Source organism: Actinoplanes sp. NPDC051859 (genome assembly GCF_044452725.1).
In the GTDB taxonomy this organism is placed as follows: Bacteria; Actinomycetota; Actinomycetes; order Mycobacteriales; family Micromonosporaceae; genus Actinoplanes.
On the sequence record NZ_JBITBX010000002.1, the window covers coordinates 770765 to 792327 of the forward strand.

Here is a 21563-nt window from a genome sequence, read left to right on the forward strand (position 1 = left end):
AGGCGTTCAGGCCGCAGGGCTCCGGCGAGATGGAGCCGTGTCTGCGCCACCCGCCCGCATGCGCGCCGCGTCATAGGCAAGTGCCGCCACTGCGGAGGCGAGTCCGGTGCGCGCACGCCAGCCGAGGGCGTCGGCGGCCCGGACAACGTCTAGGTGCATCCGGGGGATGTCGCCAGGCCTGGCCGGGCTGCGCAGAGCGGGCACCATGTGCGGGATCCGACAAGCGATGAGGCGATGTACGTCGCGGATGCGGGTTTCGGTGCCGCTACCGATGTTGACCCGCCCGGCAGCCGGGGCAAGGCAGGCGGCGGCGAATGCCTCGGTGACGTCGTCGATGTGGACGAAGTCGCGGGTTGCGTTGCCGTCGCCGTGCAGCACGCTCGGGGTACCCGCCGCCGCCGCGGCGACAAGCCGGTCGACGACGGCGTTCGGCGTTCCGGCGCCGTAGACGTTGCCGAGGATCAGGCTGGTGACGGGCAGCCGGTGGTGGGCGGCGAACCAGTCGAGGTACTGCACCGCGGCGGCTTTGCTCAGGCCGTACGGGCTGATCGGTGCCAGCGGTGCCGTTTCGGTGACGGGTAGCCGGTCGGGGTGGCCGTAGATGGCGCAGGTGGCGGCGAAGACCAGTCGGGCGCCGGCGGCGGCGGTGGCTTCGGCGACGGCGATGGTGCCGCGGATGTTGACGTCGGCGTCGTAGCCCGGCTGGGTCACCGATACGGGGATGCCGACCTGGGCGGCGAGGTGGACGACGACGTCCGGTTGGTGGGCGGCGATGGTCGCCGGCAGCGCCCGGGAGCGGATGTCGCAGCGCACAGTGCTCAGGTGTGGGCTCGCCAACCGGGAGGTCGTGGGCGGAGCGGTGTCGAGGCAGAGCACGTCGGCGGACGAGGCGATCAGGCGGCGGACGAGGTGGCTGCCGATGGCGCCGTGCGCGCCGGTGACGACGATGCGGCGCCCGGCCAGCGGGTCGCCGGGGCGGGGTTCAGCCGTCATGGCCGGCGGCGAGGTGGGTGGTGTCGTTGTGCCGGATCAGTGCCCATTGCTGGCCGTCGTGGGGGCGTAGCCAGGAGATGGGCTGCTGGCGCCAGGTGGTGAGGGCGGTCTGGTCGGCGGCGAAGCCGACCGGCAGGGCGTCGACATGGCAGAACCAGTGGTGGGCGGCGGTGACGGTTTCGCCGTGCGCGACGACAAGGATGCGCTGCCCGGTGTGCTGGGCGACGAGGCGGAGCAGGGCGGTGTGGACGCGTTGCTGGTGCTGCAGCCACGTTTCGCCGCCGTCGGCAATCGGCCGGTCCGGGTTCAGGGCGGGGGCGGCGCCGAACGCGGCGACGACGTCGGCCCACCGGGCACCGTCGGCGGTGCCGTAGTCAGGTTCGCGCAGGTCGTCGACGACGGTGACTGGCAGGCCGGCTGCGACGGCGACGGTGTCAGCGGTCTGCCGGGTGCGCGGCAGCGGGCTGGCGTAGAGGGCGGCGTACGGCTGGCGCTGGTGCTCGGCGCTGATGCGGGCGGCGAGCCGTGCGGCTTGGTGCCGGCCTGTGGGGGTGAGGCCGCGGCAGGTCGCCGGGCCGGCGATCCGCTGGTCCTGGTTGCACCAGGCTTGCCCGTGCCGGGCGATGGTCAACTCAGTCGGCGGCACTGTGCACTCCTGACGTGCTGGTAGAAGGCCAAGCACGCGGCGGCGTGCCCGGCGGGGGTGAACTGGTGCGCTCGGTTCCCAGCGGCGGTCCGCAGCGTGGCCCGGTGGCCGGGGTCGGTGGCGTACCGATCAAGAGCTGCCGCGAGCGCGGCCGGGTCGCCGGGCGCCACGATGACGCCGGCGTCGGCGGTGAGTTCGGCCATGTTCGCGACATCGGCGGCGATGACCGGCCGCCCGTAGGCGAGGTAGTCGGCGATCGCGCCGGAGCCCTGAAAGGTGTGCTGCGGCCGGTACGGGAACACTCCGGCGGCGCTGCCCGCGACGAGCGCGGCCCGCTCCGGCGCGTCCAGGTAGTCGGCGACGACGACCAGCTGCGCGTCGACGCCCAACGGCATTGGCTGGCCGACGGCGGGGCGCAGATCGATGCCGGCCTGGCAGGGGTCGTCCCAGAACGGGCCGGCCAGCACGACCCGCAGCCGGGCCTCGGTTCGCGCGAGGGCAGCGATCAGATCCGCGGCGCTCTTCCACGGGGCGGCATATCCACAGAGGCTGAGCACGGTGGTGCCAGGCCGCGGGTCGGTGAGCGCGGCGGCCAGCGCCGGCCCGGCGGCAGGGCGGGTGCCGGCCGTAATCGTGGTCGGCAGAGGCGCCACCCGGGCGGGCCGGGCGGCGACGGCGGGCAGCCGGACGGCGAGCGCCTGCTGGGCGTACCGGCCGAAGTAGACCAGCCCGCCCGCGGTGACGAGCGTGGCGTCGACCGCGACGCGCAGGGCGGCGTCGGGTCGGTGCACGGCGACCAGGGTGGGGTCCAGGGCGTGCACGTGCACCACCACCGGGGGCAGCGCAGCGCCGTGATGGTGCCACCGCGCGACGAGCAGCTGCTCGATCTCAAGGTTGCCGAAATGCAGACTGATCAGGTCATAGCTGGCCGGGTCGATGCGGGTGGCGAGGGCGTCGGCCACGGCGACGAGCTCCGCGGCGGTGAGGAAGTCACCACGGACGGGGTCGTAGGGAACGCCGGGGGCACCGAGGCGGTCGACGGTGGTGCCGAGGCGGCGCAGTTCGGCGGCGAACAGGTCGAGGTAGGGCGGCAGGCTGCCCTGCGGGTGGTCCGGCCCGGCCAGTAGCACCCTCACCGGTCCACCCTCGATGTCGACACCTTGTCGAGCAGCGCCTGGTAGATGGCGAGGGTGGCGCGCGCGTTGGCCTGCCAGGTGTATCGCGCGGGCAGCCCGCCGGTCAGTGGGGGCCGCGTGTCGAGGAGGTCCAGCAGCGCGGCCTCGTCGGCCCAGACCTGGCCGGTGACGCCGGGGGTGAGCAGCTCGGCGGCGACACCAAGGTCGGCGGGCAGCAGGGCCGGGGTGCCGCAGGCCAGGGCTTCGGCGATGGCCAGGCCGTAGCCCTCCCACCGCGAGGTCGACAGCAGGTAGTCCGCGGCCCGGTACACCGCCGGCACGTCACTGGGGTCGAGGTCCTGACAGACAAGGACGTCGTCGGGCAGGTCGACCGGGTAGTGGACCTGGCCGTGGCCGAGAACGATCATCAGCCGGGCCTGCCCGGCTAGCCGCGCCGCGATCCGGGACAGCCGGTCGAAGCCCTTCATCTCGGTGAACTTGCCGACCCACACCAGCAGCGGCAGCCGCTCGGCGCCGGCCGCGAAGAAGCGCGCCCACTGCGGATCGTCGAGCGCTTCGGTGAGCGGGCGGCGGGCGGTGACCGTGCCGGACCGGCCGAGCTGGACCTGCCAGCCGGAGCCGGGCCGGGTGTGCCCGTGCGGGGTGAACCGGGTCCGGTCGACGCCGTTGGCGATCACCGTCGGGCGGGCGATGCGGTAGGCGGCGGCCAGGTCGTCGGCGGCGAACTCGCTGACCGCCACGACCGCGTCAGCGCGGCCGCAGATCCGGCGCTCGTCGGCGGCCAACTGGTCCGCGCCCATGGTGTGCGCGGACAGGTCCCCGCGGACCAGCACCGGCACTCGCCGCGACGGCTGCTGCTGTGCGTAAGTGAGCAGTTCGGCTTGCCAGGTGGAGCACTCGGCCACGTCCGGGGCGAACAGGTCGATGGCGCGGGCGACCGCGGCTCGGTGGACGCTCATGTCCTCGGTGCGCGGCAATGTCACCACCGTGAGTCCCGGCCCTGAGACGGGATGCGGGGTGTCCTGGGTGAGCAGCACGACCTCGTTACCGGCCTGCACGAGGTGCTCGGCAAGGTCGCGGTAGAGGGTGCAGATACCGCCGCGGGTGATCTGGTGCAGGTCCCGGTGGACCAGGGCTATCCGCATCACCGCACCCCGGCCAGCTCGTGCACCCGGGCCCGCACGCTGTCCCACGTCTGCTCGAGGTAGGGCAGCCGGTCGGTGCGCAGCGGCCCGTCTTCCAGCTCGCCGTGCGTGCGCAGTTCCCGCACGGCGAGGGTGGCAACGTTGGTCCAGAACCCCGCCAGTTGCGCCGGGTCGCTGCCGGCGAGCTGCTCGATAGCGGGGCGTACGCCGGGCAGGCGGCCGAGGATGAGCCAGAGCAGGGCCGCGTCCAGGCCGGGCAGGTACCGGCCGGTGAACTCCCAGTCCAAAACCCCGTACAGCACCCCGTCGGGGCCGCGGAGGACGTTGGTGGGCAGCAGGTCGCCGTGGGCCAGCCGCATCGGCCCGGCCGCTGCGGCGAGCGCGGTCAGCGCGGCCTCGTCGCGGTCGTCGAGCAGCCCGTACTCGGTGCGGTAGCGGGCGAACCGGTACGGGTAGTCCCACACGGCCGGGTACAGCCGGTCGGGGGCGGTCCATGATTGCAGCGCCCCGGCTGCGTCGAGCATGACCTGCACGGCGGCCGGGTCGAGCTCTGTCGGGTACCGGTCGGCGGCCACCGGCCGGCCCGGGAGGCGGGTCACGGCCAGGACCCCGGCGGCGGGTTCGGCGGCGATCAGCCGCGGCACGGCCACCGGCGGCGGCGCGGTGTCGAACGCCCGGTAGGTGGCGATCTCTGCGGTGAACTTCGCCCGCCAGAACGGGTCGTCGTCGACGAGCAGTTTCACCACGACCTGCAGGTCGTCGAGGACGCCGCTGAGCAGCACCGCCTTGTCGGTGCGGTGCAGCGGCGCGTCGTCGAGCCGCACCCCGGGCAGGCATGCACCGGCGCGGGCGTGCCAGGTCTGGACCACCGTCATGAAGAGACCTCCTCTGAAGTAGCGGAAACACTGTCGGGCGTGCGCGGGCCGGGGATATCGGGTGCCACCGCGGCGGCCAGCGCCGTTTCCGCGTCTTCCCGGTTCAACTGGCCGGCGAGGGCGGCGGCGATGACCGGCAGGCACCGCTCGTAGTAACACGGATCCACCGGCAACCCGGCCGCGTGTCGGGCGTGGACCAGGTCGTACATGCGGTGCGGCATCCACCGGCCGCGCCCGGCGGGGCTGGACGGGTGGACCGGCCACCGCTGATGCAACCGTCGGTGCCCGGCGGCGAACCGGCGAATCCCCGCCGTCGTGGCCGCGGCGGCGCCGGTCATCGACGTCGCGGACGGGACCCGGTGGTACACCGCCGTCGGCACGTCGACGTGCTGCAGGCGCCAGCCGCGGCCGCGGACCAGGCCGAGCCACATCGCCCAGTCCTCCTGGATCGCCCCATGCGGGTGCAGCATCGGATCGCCAGCGTCGAACCGGCGGGCCACCACCGAGATGACCGGGGTCAGGTTGGTAACCGCCAGCAGCTGCGCGTCGAACGGCACCGCGAACCGGTACCGCGAGCGCACCTCACGGCCCGGCTCGGCCAGTTCGTGCGCCACCAGACACGTCGTGTAGACCGCGTCCACGCTGCTGGTGCCCAACGCGTCCAGGGCGGTCGGCAGATGCGTCGGCAACCACACATCATCGTCGTCGAGGAACGCCACGAACTCGCCGCGCGCCGCCGCGACACCGACCTTGCGGGCGACCGCGAGACCCCGGTTCTCGGGCAGGGTGATCAGCCGCACCGGCCGGGCCGCGGCGGCGACGATCGCGCTGACGTCCGGGCCGGCGTCGTTGACCACAATCACCTCGTGGCCGTCGACCGGCTGCGCGCAGACGCTGGTCAACGCGCGTCGGAGCCCGTCTGGCCGGTGGAATGTGGTGATCACGCTGCTCACCGCCGGCCGGGCGGTCACCGGGCCGCCCCGGCCAGGACGTTGAGCAGCGGGCCGGGATCACCGCGGTGCTCGTAGTGCCAGCCGCCCCCGGCTAGGCGCGTGAGTAGGTCGGTGAGCCGGACCCCTTCGAGGGCGAAGGCGGCCGGGTCGCGGTGCTCGAACGGCAGATGCCGCTCACGGGACAAGTCGTCGGTGAGCCAGTCCGTCCGAAGGTGACCGGCCAGCTCCGCGGCGGTGTCCACCGGGCCCATCGCGGTCAGGCCGTGCCGGACGTTCGGGGCGGCGTAGCGCGGGAAGACCACCGAGACCCGCTTGCCGGCCAGCGGCACCATGACCGGATTGGGCTGCTCGAGCTGCGCGAACGTGAAGTACCCCGCGTCGTCGGCCGCGTACCGGCGCTGCCTAGGGATCCGCCGCCACGCCTCGATGTCGAAGCCGTTGGCGTCCCACGGGGTTGGCAGCTTCTCCCACAGGTCGACCAGGGTGCCCGCCTTGACCGGGATCGGCGTCGGCAGCGACGTTGCGACCAGCCCGCCGTCAGCGCCGGGCAGCAGGATCAAGTGGTCGTTGGACAGCCACCGCCAGTCGTGCTCCAACACCGCTCGCAACGCGAGGGTGGTCTTGCCGCCCCGCTTGTCCGCGGCGAACATCACCACCTGCTCATCGGTGTAGATCGCCGAGGCGTGCACCATCGTGTACCCGGCCCGCTCGCATGCGTCCAGGAACACCTCCCGGACCACTTTGCGGGTGGTCACCGCAAGGTTCAGCGCCGAGCACGACCACAGCCGCACCTCCCGGCCCGGCGCGTCGACCTGGATGCCGACGCCGAAGCGGGTCAGCGGCACCCCCTTCGGGGCGACGCCGGCCTGCGCGCTCACCGTCCACTGCGGGTCACCCGCGGCAGCGCGCGGGTAGAACTGGGCCATCGTGTCGCGCACCAGCGGCACCGCCGAGCGGACCGCCACCGTCACCTCGCCCACCCGGGCCAAGACGACCTCACCGTCGACCGACAAGATTCACCTCCCACACGCGGACCTTTCCGGCCCGCGTCTCTTGCGAGTGCGGCCCGCGCCGCCCCCGCTGGTTTCGTTGTTGAACCGCCCTGCCCTCAGCGGCCGGGCGGACGCTGCCGGTCGTCGCGCCCGCGGCCACCGTTGCCGCGCCAGGCCTGCGCCGGGGTCTGCTCGTTGATCCAGCCGCGTTGCGGGAGCACCTCGGTACGCCCCCTCGCCCACTGCGGAACCTCGGGCGAGGGAGAGGTAAGTGCCGGTGCAGGAGGCCGCCGGTCCAGACAAGGCCAGCGCAGCCCGCAGACACAGCGCCGCCGCAGCCACCGGCGGACCGGCCGGTGCTGCACGGCGTCGATGTCAGCTAGCCCGGCGGACATCACGGATGCTCCCCGTCGCGTCGTCCACCATGTCGGCCTCGCGCCGCACGCTGATCCGCTCGGTGAGCACCGTGTCGACTACGGTGCCCCGCCCCGCCGTGGGCCGGTACCGGACCGTCGCCGCTCGCGCGTTCGCCAGCAGCACGATTGCGGGCCGGCGGCCTTCACCGCGCTCGACCCACACCGCGGCGCCGGGCGGTAGCCCGCGCTGCGCGGGGGACCGATCTCGGGATTCGGAGAGAACGAGGACATCGATCGGCATAACCAACACCGCCTGATCTGGTCTACACGCGACAAGAAGAGAGGCTGGGAGCGCAAGAACTTGATGATCACCTTGTGCAGTCTCGCCGCCACTGACAGCCAGCATTGCAGCGCGCATCGCACCGTGCAACATTTCACGTAGAAATTTCTCTGCGCGCTAGCGGCGCCGTGCGACAAGGCGCCGATACGCTCCATGCGCGGCGATGTTGCGTCGTGAAACACTGACCAGGGAGGTGCGATGGTCGAGGTGACACCGACATCGATGGTCCGGCGGCAGCTGGGACGCAAGCTCGGGCGGCTGCGCGAAGCGGCCGGCATGGCCGGGATCGACGTCGAGAAGCGGAAGATCGCGTCTCGCTCGAAGGTGTGGCGGATCGAGAGCGGCCAGGTCCCGGTCAAGATCCCCGACGTGTGGGCGCTCTGTGCCCTCTACGGCGCTACGCCGGAAGAGACTGCGCAGCTGTCGAAGATGGCCGAGAACACCAACAAACAGGGCTGGTGGGAGGACTACGCCGACGTCGTCCCCGACTGGTTCCAGCTCTACTTCGACCTCGAGGAAGCCGCCTCGGCGATCCGCACCTTCGAGGACGGCATCATCCCCGGCGAACTCCAGACCGCCGAGTACGCCCACGCGGTCTACCGCGCCGCCCAGCCCCAGGACGACGACGACACCATCGCCCGGCACGTCAAGCTCCGCCTCGAGCGACAGGGCCGCCTCTTCGACCGCAGCCCGGCACCGCAGCTCACCATCGTGCTCGGCGAGAACGTCCTGACCCGCCTCGTCGGCGGCCGAGAAGTCCTCGACGCCCAGATCGCCCACCTGCGCGAGCTTTCCCAGCGCCCCCAGGTCGAGATCCGGGTACTGCCGTTCGCCGCGGGCGCCCACGCCGCCATGACCGGCGCATTCCGGATCCTCGACTTCCCCGACGACGAAGACCCCGCCGTCGCCTACCTGGAAACCCAGGTCGGAGCGCGCTACCTCGAGAAGCCGGCCGAGCTCGACGAGTACCGCCGGATCTTCCAGCTGATCCATCAGCAGTCCACGCCGATCGGAGAGTACGCACCATGAGCACGACCACCCCGTGGATCAAGGCCAGGAAGAGCGGCGGTAACGGCGGGAGCTGCGTCGAATCCCGCCGCCACAACGGCATGATCGAGGTCCGCGACACCAAGGACGCCGGCGCCGGCCCCATCCTGCGATTCACCACCGAAGAGTGGGACGCCTTCCTCGACGGCGCCCGCAACCGCGAGTTCGACCACCTGCTCCACGACTAGACCCGCGGTGCGGGTGCGCGCGAATGCCTGGCTGCGTGTCGCGGGCCGAGGACAAGCGCGAGCCATGGCCTCCACCTGGCGCCGCCCCCACAGCGACTCCGACTCCGCGCCTGGCGGCAATCGGCCTGGCACCTGATGCCCGCGCCTATCGCTCGACGAGGACGCGGCGTACGCCGGCGTCGAGCATGGCCTGGGACCGGTGCTGACCGTTGTTGTAGCCCTCGCGGCGTGGACAGGGCGTAGGGGCGGATGGGGTCGGTCGGCGCGGAGGTCGCCGAGGACGTAACGCTGCCGGTAGGTGGCGCCGCGGTGGATGATGCCGGCGTCGGCGCGTACCTGGCTGTTGATGCCGTCGCAGCCGATGATCCAACGGCGCGGATGGTCTCGCCGGAAAAACGGATCGGGCGGCGCTGCCGTGGCAGCGCCGCCCGAGGTATTGCGGGTGCGGGGTTAGCGGACCTGGACCGTGACCTCGCGGCCCTTGCCCGCCCCGGCCACGTTCACGGCCTGGACCGTGCTGCGGTACCGGGTGCCCGCCGGAACGCCGGCGGCGGTGAAGGTGAACGAGCGGGCCGTGCCAGACACCGTCATCACGATCGGGGCGCCGCGCCGGGTGCCGTTGGCGTTGAGCCGCTGGCGGGTGATCCGGTACGCGGTAACCGTCGCGCCGCCTGTCGAGGCCGGGGCCGTCCACTTCAGGGTGGCGGTCAGCGTGCCGCGGGCCGGGCCGGAAGTGCCGGTGAGGCTCTTCAGGGCGCTGGGCACGGTCCGGGGCGTGACCTTCGCCGAGGCGGAGGACAGTGCACCGGTGCCGATCTCGTTCACTGCGCGGACCCGGAAGCGGTACGCCTTGCCGTTGGCGAGGCCAGACACCGCAAGCACCGAGGCGGTAGCGGACGCCTTGCGGACGCTGCCCACCGGCTTGCCGTTCGCGTCGAGGACCTGCACCTCGTAGCGGGTGATCGGCATGCCGCCGTTAGATGCCGGCGCGGTCCAGCGGACAACGACCAGGCCCTTGCCGGCGGTGGCCCGCCCGAGCACCGGCTTGCCGGGCGCGGTGCGTGACGCTCCGGGGCTACCCGCGTCCGGAGTGCCAGGCGTGCCGGTTCCGGGCGTTCCGGGCGTGCCAGGGGTGCCGGGGTTACTCGGCGTTCCGGGGTTACCGGGCGTTCCCGGCGTGCCGGGGTCGGTCGGGTTGTTCGGCGTTCCCGGGTTGCTCGGGTTGCCGGGCGTGCCAGGGTTGCTCGGGTTGCCGGGCGTGCCAGGGTTGCCGGGCGTTCCAGGGTTGCCGGGCGTGCCGGGGTTGCCGGGCGTGCCAGGGTTCGCCGGGCCGGTCACGTTCGGGACGATGGCGTTCGAGATGGCCGAGAAGGCGCTCGCTCCCGCCGCGTTCACCGCGCGGACCCGGAAGGAGTAGACGCCGGTGGTGACCAGGTCTGTGAAGGTCAGCTCGGTGGCGTCCGGTGCCGCGACGTCCACGCCGAGCACGGTGCCGGTTTCGTCGTCCAGGGCCTGGACCTCGTAACCGTAGACCTCGCTGCCGCCGGTGAAGGTCGGCGCCGTCCAGCGGACCAGAGCGGTGCCGTTGCCCGCGGTCGCGGTGCCGATGACCGGGGCGCCCGGAGCGGTCGGGGTGACCGGCGTGGTCGGGTTGGTGGGGTTCGTCGGGTTGGTGGGTGTGGTCGGGTTCGTGGGGTTGGTCGGCGTGGTCGGGTCGGTCGGGTTCGTGGGGTTCGTGGGGTCGGTCGGGTCGGTCGGCGTTTCGGTCTCGTCGTCGTCGCCGGGCTCTTCGGGCTCGTCGTCGTCGCCGGGAGTCGCCGGGGCGGGGGTGACCGGGTTGGACCAGGCGGTCCAGCTGCCCGGGCCGTCCACCGTGTTGGCGCGGATCCGGAAGGTGATCGCCGTGCCGTTGGTGAGGCCGGTGACGACCAGGCTGCGGGCCGCGGTGTCGGTGAGCTCGGTGGTGACGGTGTTCGGGCCGTCGTTGCGCTCCAACGTGAAGCTGGTGATCCGGTCGCCGGCGGTCTCTTCGGGCAGGGTCCACAGGACGGTGGCCTGGGCGTCGCCGCCGAAGGCCGTGATGCCCGCGAAGGCGACCGGGGCGGTGACCTCGACCGTCTCGTCGGCGAAGGCCAGCTTCTCGATGTTGCGCAGGATGTCGGTGCCGTCCGGGCCGGAAACGATCAGGGCGTCGCCGAACGGGTCGACGGCGTACTGGCTGCGGGTGCCGGCGAAGACCGCGGTGTCGTTGCCCTTGGTGGGCGACGTGAGGACCTCCCGTACGGTGACGATGTCCTTGGGGTTGATCTTGCCGGCGAAGACGTCGGCCTGGAGCTCGGTCATGCTGCGGGCCGAGCGGATCTGGATGCCGTCGGCGTCGCGGACGCTGAGCCGGACGTTGAGGTAGCGGTCGCCGTCGATGATGTCGTCGCCGAGGCGGCCCTCGATGGTGTCGTCGCCTTCACCACCGAGCAGGATGTTGCCCTCGCCCCACACGTTGCCGGAGAGGTCACAGGGGCGGCCGCTCTGGTTGCTGACCGCGGAGGCCGGGGTCGGCAGGTGCGTGACGATCTGCTCGAGGCCCTTGATCCGGGCGATGCCCGCAGCGTCCAGGGCGTCGCAGCCGAGGAAGCCGCCGCCGTCGCCGCCCACCGTGGACGGGGTGACGTCGTCGCCGCGCAGGGTGTCGTTGTGCTTGCCGCCGGACAGCGCCTCGACCTCGTTGTAGCGGTCGCGGACGCCGACGGTGAGCACGTCGAGCGGGTTGAGCGGCAGGTCCAGGTCGGCGTCCATCGGCTGGTCGTCGCCGCCCTGGTCGGGGCTGGACGCGATGGACCAGTCGTAACCGGAGCCGCCCGCGTTCTTCTCGATGCCGGGGCCCTGGACGCCGATGTCGTCGCCGCCCTCCATGTCGTAGTCGTCGTCGCCGCCCTGGCCGAGGAAGACGTCGTGGCCGGGCTTGTTGGAGTCGTCGAGGAAGAACAGGTTGCCGCTGTCGCCCTGCAGCAGGTCGGGGGAGTTGCCGCCCTCCATCCAGTCGTTGCCGGAGTCGCCCCACGCCGCGTCCTCGCCGTCGCCGGCGATGATGAAGTCGTCGCCCTCGTTGCCGAAGGTGTCGTTGGCGTTGGCGCCGCCGTTCAGGAAGTCCTTACCGGTGCCGCCGTTGACGATGTCCAGGCCGGGGCCGCCGTCGATGGCGTCGTTGCCGTCGCCGCCCTTGGGCATGTCGTCGCCGCTGAGGTCGGTGATGATGTCGTCGCCCTCACCGCCGAGGATGTGGTCGTTGCCGGCGCCGCCTTCGAGGACGTCGTCGCCCTCGTTGCCCCACAGGGTGTCGTTGTCGTTGCCGGCGACGACGCGGTCGCGGTTCTCGGTGCCGTTGTAGACGGACTGGCCGTTGATGCCGGGCGCGTCCACGGTGTTGCGGGCCTTGTACTTGATCGTGCCGTCCGGCATGCGGATCAGCAGCGCCTGCTCGTCGCAGTCGGTGCCCGGGTCGTCGGTGACCCGGTTGCCCGCGGCCTCGAAGCCGGCCGGGGTGCCGGCCAGGTTGTCGAGCTGGAACTTGCAGTCGGCGGTGGCGAACACGTCCGCCTTGAGGGTGTGCGCGGTGGTGTTGCGCATGATCAGCTCGGCGAACGAGTTGCCTTCGAGCTGGGCGCGCAGGTTCATGCCGACCGTGCGGGCCAGGTAGTAGAGCCGGTCACCGTTCTGCAGGCTGGTCAGCTGGCTCTCGAACACGAAGTCGAAGGTGCTGCCGAGCAGGCCGCCGAACGGCTGGGTGGTCTCGGCCAGGCCGCCGACCCACAGGTCGACGTCGTCCAGGCCGGACGTTGCCGCGGTCCAGCTGCCGATCGCGTTCATGAACGCGGCGGCGTCGGCCGGGACCACGTCGCCGGGCTGCGGGTCGACGATCGCACGAGCCGCGGCCCGCTTCGCCGCCACGGTGGTCGCGGCCTTGATCGAGGAGTGCTTTCCGTACGCGGCCACGAAGTTGATCAGCGACTCCGGGTGCTTCAGGTTCTCGCCGAAGTCCACCCAGCTCGTGTACGGCGCCAGCCGCCCGTCGTTCGTCTTGTCGTGCAGGACCCGGCGCAGCTTGTTCAGCGCCGGCACACCCTCGGACCGACCCCGGGCGATGTTCACCGCGGCGAGGTCCATCGGCAGGCCGAGCAGGTTGTCGCGCAGCGTGTCGGTCATGAACTCGTCGAGCTCGTTGCCGACCTGGTCCGACATGCCCATGACGATCGAGCCGGCGGCCTGCTCCGGGGACATCGTCCCGTTGGCGGTGTACGCGGGCGGGTTCAGGAAGCCGTCCAGCAGCGACATCGAGGTGTCGGAGCCGTCGTCGTTTTTGCGGGAGATGCTCTCGGTCAGCATCGAGTGGCCGAAGCGGTAGACCGAGTGCGCGAACTCGGCGTACACGGCGGGGTTGATCTCGCCCTGGGTGAAGGCGAACGGCTGGAACGGGTTGATCGCCGGCTGGATCTTGCGGGCGAACTCCTCGAACACCAGGTGCTGGTACTCCATCTCGTTGATGAAGCGGGCCGCCTGGAAGATGCGCTCGCCGTTGAAGTCGTCGCCGAACTTCCACTCGGCCAGGGCCGGGCCGCCGTCCTCGGTGAGGACCCGCTCGATGTCGCCGACCAGCCGCTCGTGCTCCGAGTGGAAGATCTGGTGCACGGCGGTGAGGCCGATGTTCTCGTTGGCCCGGCCGTCACCGGCCACGTAGTGCGCGGCCAGCATCTCGTCGTCGTACGTGCCGGCGGGCTGCTTGCTGAAGTCCGCGGAGGCGGTGGTGTCGTCGTCGGCGCGGGGCGCGACCTTCGGGGTGGCCGGGTTGTGGTCGGCGTCCACCGGGGTCGGGTCGGCGTGGTGCGCGATGTCCGTGACGAACGGGGTGTCGAAGTGCAGCGTGTTCGCGGGCACGGCCACCGGGTTGGCGCGGTCGCCCTCGACCAGGCCGGTCGCCGTCACGTACTGCGGCAGGCCGCGGGCCGGACCCGGGACGAACTTGCCGTACGCGTCGGTGAGGATCGACGGCACGTTGAGCACGTCGGCGTCGGTGAGCGCGAGGCCGAGCTGCTCGCGGGCCTGCTTCTTGGTGTCCGCCCAGGTGGGAAGGCCGCCGGCCGCGTTGGAGAGCAGCCGGCCGGTGGCGACCGGGCGGCCGATCGAGTCGTCCGCGTACTCGCGCAGGAAGACCTGGTGCGCGGCGTGCGAGGTGTAGGTCTGGGACAGGTCGACGAACGGCGTGTCGGTGTTCTTGGCATCCTGGACGTCGTCGGCGGTGCCGAGCTTGCCGTCCGGGCCGGGCTGGTTGGCGGCCCGAGTCAGCGCCATGAACCGCATCGACGGGGGCACGTAGCGCGCGTCGCCCGGCTTGGGGTCGTCGGCCGTACCCGGAATGCGGTCGTTGCCGGCGATCAGCGGGTCGTCGGCGCGCAGCGGGACCACGACGGTGCCGCCGCCCTTGACCGTCTGGTCGATGCCGTGGTCGAAGAACTGACCGAAGAGCGTGAACCACGAGTTGTACGGCGCGCTCAGGCCGATGTCGGTGGTGACGTTGGGGATGAACAGCGTGGTGTCGCCGTCCTTGGCCGGCGTCCTGCCGCCGCCGGACTGGCTACGGACCGGGTTACCCGCCGCGGCGACGGCGGCCGGGTTGGCCTCGGTCTGGTCGACGATCAGGTTGCTGATCACGCGCGGCTGCGAGTCGACGACCGTGTTGCCGTTGCTCTTGTCCGCGTAGGTGGTGGGGAACGCGGGGCTGCCGGGGCCGAAGAGGCCGGCGGGGGCGTTCTCGGCCGCCTTGAAGTCCTTCCCGCCGATCCGGGGGAAGAGCTGGTCGGCGGCGCCGTGCTTCTCCTGCCCGGCGACGAGGTTGTTGCAGGAGCCGTCGACCGTGCGCAGGCCCATCGAGACGAGCGGGCTGGCGATCTGGTTCGGGCCGGTGCCCAGCAGCGTGCCGCAGGGGCCGGTCTCGCTGGTGGTCGAGGCGGCGTGCGCCTCGGCGATCTTGATCTGCTTGAGGATGTAGGCCAGGTCGGCCGGGGTGACCGTGAAGCCCTGACCGGCCGGCGCGGCTGTGGCCGGCGTGGCGATCAGGGTGGTGGCGAGCAGGCCGCCGATGGCGAGCCCGAGGGGGAGCTTCATGAGGCGTTCTCCGGGGGAGTCAGGGGAGAATTCCGAGCGATTGCCACATCTTGGGCTGAGGCGGTGTGGTCGGCCTGAGGACGAGCTGAAGGCCGCCCCCGGTTCCGGGGACGGCCTTCAGGTAGGTGCAAAACGGCCTCAGCCGCCGTGGTGGCTCGGCGGTGCGTCCGCCAGATTCGGTACGCCGTTCGACAGGTCCACGCCCGGCCCCGGCAGGTTCGCCGACACCGCCACCCGCTCGGCGTCCACCTGCGCGGCCCGGCCCAGCGCCTCGCGGACCGCCTGGATCCGGCTGTCGCTGAGGATCGCCCCGAAGTAGCGCACGGTCAGCCCGGTGCGCTGCACGTCGACGTCGTAGCGGTTCAGCGCGTCAGCCAGGATGCCCTCACTGTCGGCGGCGGCCCGCACCTCGGCGGGCAGCACACCGGCGGCCGGCAACACCCCGAACGTGATGTCGTGCACGAGCACCGACTCGACCAGGTAGAACGCCACCGAGCTGGGCTGGTGGTCACGCATGAACACCTCGGCGTCCCGGGCCAGGGCGCCCTCGGGCAGCACGAAGGTCATCTCCGGCACCAGATACTCCATCATCTGCGCGCTGAACACGGCAAATGTGGCCTCGGAGAGGGTGCCGAAGCCGTTGGCCCGCGCCGACTCCTTCAGCTCCTTGGCGATCTGCGCCCGATCCGCGCCCTTCGCCGGGTGGATCGCGATGGCCGCGCGCTTGCGCACCATCGCCCCGTCGAAGGTGGTCGTGGCGACCTCGTCACCGGCGTCGCCGTGCACCACGCTGGTCGGCTCGAACGCCTCCGCCGACGTGCCGAACCAGCCGCCTGCCCGCAGCGCGAGTGCCGCGCAGATCAGCACCAACGCTACGGCGACACTGCGCCGCAATTTGGTACGCACGAAGCCCGCGGCCGCCATCAGGTGCCCAGCGGGTAGCTCGGGCCGTACACGACGGGCTGCTCGGTTTCGGTGTCGGTGACCGCGGCGTCCGAGGTCACCGGGTCGTTGTCGTTGATCCCACCGACCGCGAACTGGATCATCATGTCGTTGTCCTCGTGGATGAGGTTGTGGCAGTGCACCATGTAGCGGCCACCGACGTTGCCGTCACCGGTGGTGAACTGCATGAGCACACTGACCGTCTCGTTCTCGCCGAGGTAGAAGACGTCCTTGCCGCCGCCCTCCCACGCGTGGGCCTTGCGGTCCGGCGTGGTGTTGCGGCCGATGATCTGGCCGTCGATCAGGTGGATGTGCAGCGGGTGGAACCAGCCGCCCGACTCGTTGACCAGGTCCCAGATCTCGATGCCGTACGGCTTGGGGTTGGCGAAGACCCGCTGGAACTTGGTCTTCTCGACGTCGTCCCAGGTCTCCCCGTTGATGGTCCACAGGCCGTGCTTGCGTTCCAGCCGCATCGACCGCCGCGCGGTCGCCATCGACGGCTTCAGCTTGTTGACGTCGATCGCCCCGCGGTTCGCGAACGGCTGCGGGCCCAGATCCAGGGTCTTCGGGATCACGTACGGGTCCGGCGCACCGGAGTCGGCGACGACCTCGAACTGCATGACCTTGTCGGTGTTCTTGAAATCCGAGTTGTTCTTGTTGCTGAGGTTGCGCAGCTCGATCTTCTGGCCGGCCTTGTACTTCCGGAAGTCGATGAGGATCTCGTACCGCTCGGCGGGCGCCTGCCGGAACGACGGGACGCCGTTCACCTTCGGGGTCATGCCGCCGTCGGTCGCCACCACGTACATCGGGTCGCCGGTGCTCAGCGTGAACCGGTACGAGCGGGAGATGCTCGCCACCAGCACGCGGAACCGGTAGACGCGCGGCTTCACCCGCATCTTCGGCCACGGCACGCCGTTCACCAGGATCACGTCGCCCATGAAGCCCTCGTGGTCCTCGCCGTCGAAGGCCACCGAGCCGTCCGCCTTGAACGCGAGGTCGCTGACCACCAGGGGTACGTCGTACTCGCCCTGCGGGAGCTGCGCGCGCTCGTACTTGTCGCTCAGGTGGTACATGCCCGCGAGGCCCATGAACACGTTCTGCGCCGTGGTGCGGTGGTTGTGGTCGTGGTACCAGAGCGTCCGCGCCTGCTGCCAGTTCGGGTACTTGTACGCCTTGCAGCAACCCGGGTCGGTGTGGTCGTTCGCGTAGCCGTCGTACTGCGGCAGCGACGCCGAGCCGTGCAGGTGCGTCACGGTGCTGAACTTCTGCCGGTGCAACGGGTTCACGGTCAGCTTGTTCGCGATCCGGACCTCGCTGCGGGTGCCCTGCGGCACCTTGATGGTCGGGCCGGGGAAGATGCCGTTGTAGCCGGCGATCGACGTCATCAGCCCCGGCACGATGCTCGCCTGGCCGAAGCACTGGGTCAGCCGGTAGCGGTGGAACGGACCCTGCGCGTCGACACCCTGCTCGAACGGCATCAGCACCGGGGGACGCCGGAACATGGTCGTGAACGGGACGGGGGTGTTCTTAGCCGCGAGCTTGCTCGACTTGGCGACCACCGAGCCGCCCGCGGTCGCGACGATCAGGCCGCCACCGCCAGCGGCCAGCGCGCCCTTGAGCAGACCGCGCCGGCTCAGGTTTCCGTGAGACATCCGAACTCCAGGGGGGAGACTTGCAGGTGACCGCAGACCCTAGGAACGGCGGCTGAGGTGCGCCGTTGGAAAACCTGGAGTCGCGGGCGCATCGACTCCGGTCGCCTCAGGTTTCGCTCAGGGAGTGACCCGGGACACCAGGAAACGTTCAGGTCCGGCGTCCGTTGCCGATCTGTGCCACCCGAAGGAGGTGGCGATGCGCGTCAGCGTGCTCGGACAACTGGCGGTGGCCGACGGCGACGGTGTCGCCCTGCCCGCCGGAGAGCTGCCGCGCCGGGCCCGGCAGGTGCTCGGCGTGCTCGCCGCCCGCCACGACCGGATCCAGTCGAAGGACGCCCTCGCCGACGCGGTCTGGGGCGTCAAGCTGCCCGGCAACCACGTGGCCGCCCTCGAGCACTACGTGTCGGTGATCCGCCGCCGCCTGCAGCCCGCCGGCAACGCCGCGTCGTGGTTCATCGTGACCCGCAGCGGTGGCTACCTGTTCGACACCGGCCGCGCCGCCCTGGACCTGGCCGACCTGCGCGCCGGGATCCGCGGCCTGGACGCCCTGCCCACCGACGGCCCGGAGCGGCTCGCCGCACACGCCGGCATCCTCGACCTGGCCCGCCAGCTGCCGTTCCCCGAAGACCCGTACGCCGACTGGGCCGAGGCCGCCCGCGCCGAGGTGCAGTTCGCCGCTGTCAATTCGCTGCTGGCCCTCGCGAAGGCGGCCCAGCCGGAGGATCCCGCACGGTCGCTGCGCCTGGCCCTGGACGCGATCGAGCTGAGCCCGTACCTGGAATGCGGGTACGAGGCGGCGATGTCGGCGGCTGCCGCCATGGACCGGCCGGACGAGGCGCTCCGGATCTTCGACCGCTGCCGCCGCGTCCTCGACGAGGAGCTGGGTGTGGCGCCGTCCGCCGGGATCGTCCGGCTGCAACGGGAGGTGCTGGCCAGCCGGCACGCGGCCGTCGCCGCGGCGGAGCCCGAGCGCATCGAGCGGGTCGTCGTGCTTCCGGGAACGCCGGTCGTCGTACCCCAGGAGCGGTTCCTCGGCCGGGCCACCCAGCTCAGCATCATGTTCGGGCCGGACGCACCGCGGGTCGTGCACGTTGTGGGGCCGGTGGGCGCCGGCAAGTCGGCCTTCCTGGCCGAGCTCGGCCGACACGCGCCGGGTCGCACCGGGGTGGGTCACGGCGGCTCGTCCGCCGGAGTGCTGCGGCTGTCCTGGCTGCGCGCGGCGCTGATCGAACTCGGCGCCGGCCCTGACGTGCTGTCCATCCTGGACGCCGCCGCCGACCGGCCCCTGCGCAGCGACGAGCTGGAACTGATCTCCGTGCTGTTCGCCGGTCCGGAGCCGGCCTTCCTGGGCGTGGACGACGCCGCCGACCTCGACGCCACCAGCGTCGCCGAGTTGGCCTGGCTCAGCCGGCACTGCCCCGGCCTGCGCATCGTGCTGACCTACTGCTATCCGTCGCAGCTCGTCGGGCGCCCGCTCGCCAACCTGAGCACGCCGGTGGTGCTGCGGCTGTCCCCGCTGACCGCCGTCGAGCTGGAACCGCTGGGCGACGACACCGTGGCCGAGCGCAGCGCGGGCATCCCGGCCCTGGTCGCGGTGGCGTCGCGGCCGCAGGAGATCGCGTACGCCGTCGCCATGCAGATCGCCCGCGAGCGCACCCGCTGGATGCCCGACCTGGCCTGGGAAGTGCTGCGGTCCTGCGCGGTCCTCGGCCCGCTGGGCACCATCGACCTGGTCCCGCTCACCGGCCGGACCGTGCCGGAACTGCTGAGCTGCATCGACAGCCTGGTGCACGCCCACCTGCTCAGCGAAGGTTTGGACGGCGCTGTGCAGCACCGCAGCACGATGATCCGCGACGCCATCGCCGAGCAGGTCTCGTACGCCTCCAGCGCCCACCTGCGCAACCAGTTGGCGGCGGCCTCCTAGGTGCAGGAGACCGCCGCCGCTGTGCTCACGGCTCAGCCGTGACCGATCGTGGGAGTCAGTTCGTCACGTTCACCGGCACGGCGAGCTGCTGCGCGCCGGTCGAGGTGACGATGCTGACGGTGCGGATCGTGCCGGGCACCGGCCCGGTCACCCGCAGGCTCCACGCGCCGGCCGCGTCCACCGTCGCCGGCGTGCCGATGACCCGCCCGGTGAGGGTGCTGCCGAGCACCACCGTCACCCGCTGGCCCACGGTCAGGCTGGTCGTGCCGGAGATCCGCCACTCGTTGTTGCCGGTGCGGTAGCGCACCGCGCTGCCGCCCAGCGTCTCCGCCATCGGCCGGACAACGACCTGGTCGATGGAGATGCCGGCCGGGTTGCGGACGGTCAGCTCCAGCACCACCGGGCTGTTGTCGAAGACGAACGCCGCGTTCGGGCCCGGCGTGGCGGGCATCGCCTGCGCGGTGTAGAGGAACGTCGGCCGGGCCGTGGTCGCGCCGGTCAGCGTCACCGCCGGGCCGGACACCTGCCGCCACGAGTACGACTCGGACACCGTCGAGCGGCTGCCATCGAGCACCACCGTACGGCCACGCACCGCCGTCTGGTCGGGGCCGGCGTCGGCCCGCGGCCCGGTCGAGGCGGTCACGTTCACCGTCACGGTCACCGGGACGGCGGTGCCACCCGGACCCCGGACGGCCAGCGTGAACCGGTACACGCCCTGAGCGGTAGGCACGAACGTCGCCAGCGCGCTGCTCGGGTTGGTCAAGGTCACGGCGGGGCCGGAAACCTGGGTCCACGCGTACGTGTCGACCTCGCCGGTGGTGGTCCGGCCGTCCAGCTTCACCGTCTGCCCGATGATCGCCGGGGTGTCGGCGACCGCCGCGGCGACCGGTGCGGCCGGCGCGAAGACCTGACCGGAACCGATCAGCGGCGCCGTGCTCGTGCCGCCGGCGGCCGAGGTGACGGTGATCGTCGCGGGTGGCGCCACCACACCGGTGAACGGGGCACCGAGCGCACCGAAGCCGGTCACGGTCAGCGCCGGGTTACCCGCCTTGTCGCTGGACGACGCGGTGACACTCAGCGTCTGCGCATCGGCGTTGTAGGCGACGCTGTCGATCCGGACGACGTCGACCACGGTGCGCTTCTTGTGCATCGCCGGCTGGTCGCTGGAGTTGACCACCTCGACCTGCGTGCCGGCGGCCGGCGCGCGGGTCACCGGGAACCGGCCGTAGTAGCGGCCGTTCGCGCCGCGCAGGCGGGCTCCGCGGTAGCCGAGGGTGTCGTTGCCGACGACCTCGATGATCTGGCCCGGCTCGCTGGTCGCGAAGACCTCGATGACGCCCCGGCCGTCCGGTCCCACGGTGTAGGTGGCCTGGTCCAGGTCGACGCCCGAGTTGGTGGCGTACTTGCCCTGGACGCTGAACAAGTCGGTGAAGCCGACCTGCGCCTGCACCGCGCCGGTGGTCGGGTTCAGCCGCTCGATCCGCACGAAGTTCGTGTTGTACGGGCTGCCCACCACCCGGTGGTCCGTACCCGGGTCACCGATGTAACCGGCCGGCGCGGCCGGGGCAACCGCCGGGTCCCACTTCAGGAACGGGCCGATCCGCGAGGTGAGTGCCTGCCCGAACGCACCGGCACCCGTGCCGATGTCCTCGGTCATGTTGACGCCCTTGTCGCCGGCGACGATGTCGTCGATGCCGTACGGGTGGGTGATCCGGTAGCGCTCACCCTCAGGGGCGTCGAACCGGATCCGGACCCGGCCGAACACCATCTGGTCGCCCTCGCGCACCTCTTCGGCGGCCCAGGCACCTTCCAGGTCCATGCCGATCGTCGCTCGAACACCGTTCGTCAGCGTCATGTCCGCGCCGGCGAGCTGGTAGAAGAACTCACCCGGGAAGTTGTCCGGGTACGACACGGGCAGGTCGGGGTTCGGCACCTCGTCCGGCAGCGTGGAGCACAGCGGGTCCTCGAGCGTCGTACACGCCTCGAGCCGCACATTGTTGCTGTCGCGGTACCAGGCCGGGAAGCCGTGCTCGGCGATCGGGCCGACCTGCACGAGCTTGCCGGCGCGGGGCGCCGACGGGGTCACGACGACCGCCGCCGCCGTCGTGGCGATCGGCGCCACGACGGCCACCGTGACGCACAGGGCGACCGGTAGGCGGGCCAATAGTTTCTTCATGGGACTCCTCAGGTGGATCAGGAGCGTCACACCTTGCCGACG

At 71.6% G+C, this 21563-nt stretch carries 16 protein-coding genes; 3 read left to right on the forward strand and 13 right to left on the reverse strand.

Annotation, left to right across the window (positions count from 1 at the left end):
- Positions 1-6: 6 nt before the first annotated feature.
- The 9 genes from ACIA1L_RS07525 to ACIA1L_RS07565 form a co-directional block, all read right to left on the reverse strand.
- Complete coding sequence (locus ACIA1L_RS07525; protein WP_396071677.1) at positions 7-993, reverse strand: NAD-dependent epimerase/dehydratase family protein; 987 nt, start codon at positions 991-993, stop codon at positions 7-9.
- Positions 983-1639 (reverse strand): histidine phosphatase family protein, encoded by a 657-nt coding sequence (locus ACIA1L_RS07530; protein WP_396071678.1) that lies wholly within the window; start codon positions 1637-1639, stop codon positions 983-985. The genes ACIA1L_RS07525 and ACIA1L_RS07530 overlap by 11 nt, the downstream gene beginning before the upstream one ends.
- Positions 1621-2775, reverse strand: coding sequence for a glycosyltransferase (locus ACIA1L_RS07535; RefSeq protein ID WP_396071679.1), 1155 nt, complete (start codon positions 2773-2775; stop codon positions 1621-1623). Before ACIA1L_RS07535 ends, ACIA1L_RS07530 begins: the two co-directional genes overlap by 19 nt.
- On the reverse strand, positions 2772-3920 hold the full coding sequence (locus tag ACIA1L_RS07540; RefSeq protein WP_396071681.1) for a glycosyltransferase family 4 protein: 1149 nt from the start codon (positions 3918-3920) through the stop codon (positions 2772-2774). Before ACIA1L_RS07540 ends, ACIA1L_RS07535 begins: the two co-directional genes overlap by 4 nt.
- Positions 3920-4795: a phosphotransferase gene (locus tag ACIA1L_RS07545; protein ID WP_396071682.1), complete on the reverse strand. Its 876-nt coding sequence runs from the start codon at positions 4793-4795 to the stop codon at positions 3920-3922. Before ACIA1L_RS07545 ends, ACIA1L_RS07540 begins: the two co-directional genes overlap by 1 nt.
- Positions 4792-5766 (reverse strand): glycosyltransferase family 2 protein, encoded by a 975-nt coding sequence (locus ACIA1L_RS07550; protein WP_396071683.1) that lies wholly within the window; start codon positions 5764-5766, stop codon positions 4792-4794. Before ACIA1L_RS07550 ends, ACIA1L_RS07545 begins: the two co-directional genes overlap by 4 nt.
- Complete coding sequence (locus ACIA1L_RS07555; RefSeq protein ID WP_396071684.1) at positions 5763-6761, reverse strand: hypothetical protein; 999 nt, start codon at positions 6759-6761, stop codon at positions 5763-5765. Before ACIA1L_RS07555 ends, ACIA1L_RS07550 begins: the two co-directional genes overlap by 4 nt.
- Positions 6762-6856: 95 nt before the next feature.
- Positions 6857-7135: a hypothetical protein gene (locus tag ACIA1L_RS07560; RefSeq protein WP_396071685.1), complete on the reverse strand. Its 279-nt coding sequence runs from the start codon at positions 7133-7135 to the stop codon at positions 6857-6859.
- The gene (locus ACIA1L_RS07565; RefSeq protein WP_396071686.1) at positions 7116-7397 is read right to left on the reverse strand and encodes a hypothetical protein; all 282 of its coding nucleotides are present in this window, start codon (positions 7395-7397) and stop codon (positions 7116-7118) included. Before ACIA1L_RS07565 ends, ACIA1L_RS07560 begins: the two co-directional genes overlap by 20 nt.
- Before the next feature lie 237 nt (positions 7398-7634).
- Between ACIA1L_RS07565 and ACIA1L_RS07570 the strand changes: the two genes are divergently transcribed.
- Both ACIA1L_RS07570 and ACIA1L_RS07575 read left to right on the forward strand, forming a co-directional pair.
- A complete protein-coding gene (locus tag ACIA1L_RS07570; protein WP_396071688.1) occupies positions 7635-8465 on the forward strand; it encodes a helix-turn-helix domain-containing protein in 831 nt (276 codons plus the stop codon).
- Complete coding sequence (locus tag ACIA1L_RS07575) at positions 8462-8671, forward strand: DUF397 domain-containing protein (RefSeq protein WP_396071689.1); 210 nt, start codon at positions 8462-8464, stop codon at positions 8669-8671. The genes ACIA1L_RS07570 and ACIA1L_RS07575 overlap by 4 nt, the downstream gene beginning before the upstream one ends.
- A gap of 450 nt (positions 8672-9121) precedes the next feature.
- Here ACIA1L_RS07575 and ACIA1L_RS07580 read toward each other — a convergent pair whose 3' ends face one another.
- The 3 genes from ACIA1L_RS07580 to ACIA1L_RS07590 form a co-directional block, all read right to left on the reverse strand.
- Positions 9122-14827 carry a peroxidase family protein gene (locus tag ACIA1L_RS07580; RefSeq protein ID WP_396071691.1) on the reverse strand — a complete coding sequence of 1902 codons (5706 nt, stop codon included), beginning with the start codon at positions 14825-14827 and terminating at the stop codon, positions 9122-9124.
- A 138-nt stretch (positions 14828-14965) separates the two neighbouring features.
- Entirely contained in the window at positions 14966-15751 is a 786-nt protein-coding gene (locus ACIA1L_RS07585) for a hypothetical protein (protein ID WP_396071692.1), read from the reverse strand.
- Positions 15751-17421, reverse strand: coding sequence for a multicopper oxidase family protein (locus ACIA1L_RS07590; RefSeq protein ID WP_396071693.1), 1671 nt, complete (start codon positions 17419-17421; stop codon positions 15751-15753). The genes ACIA1L_RS07585 and ACIA1L_RS07590 overlap by 1 nt, the downstream gene beginning before the upstream one ends.
- A gap of 196 nt (positions 17422-17617) precedes the next feature.
- Here ACIA1L_RS07590 and ACIA1L_RS07595 point away from each other — a divergent pair, with 196 nt between their 5' ends.
- A complete protein-coding gene (locus tag ACIA1L_RS07595; RefSeq protein WP_396071694.1) occupies positions 17618-19345 on the forward strand; it encodes a BTAD domain-containing putative transcriptional regulator in 1728 nt (575 codons plus the stop codon).
- Between the two features lie 55 nt (positions 19346-19400).
- On the opposite strand, the gene ACIA1L_RS07600 is transcribed toward ACIA1L_RS07595, so the two are convergent.
- Complete coding sequence (locus tag ACIA1L_RS07600) at positions 19401-21521, reverse strand: PKD domain-containing protein (RefSeq protein WP_396071695.1); 2121 nt, start codon at positions 21519-21521, stop codon at positions 19401-19403.
- Positions 21522-21563 lie beyond the last annotated feature (42 nt).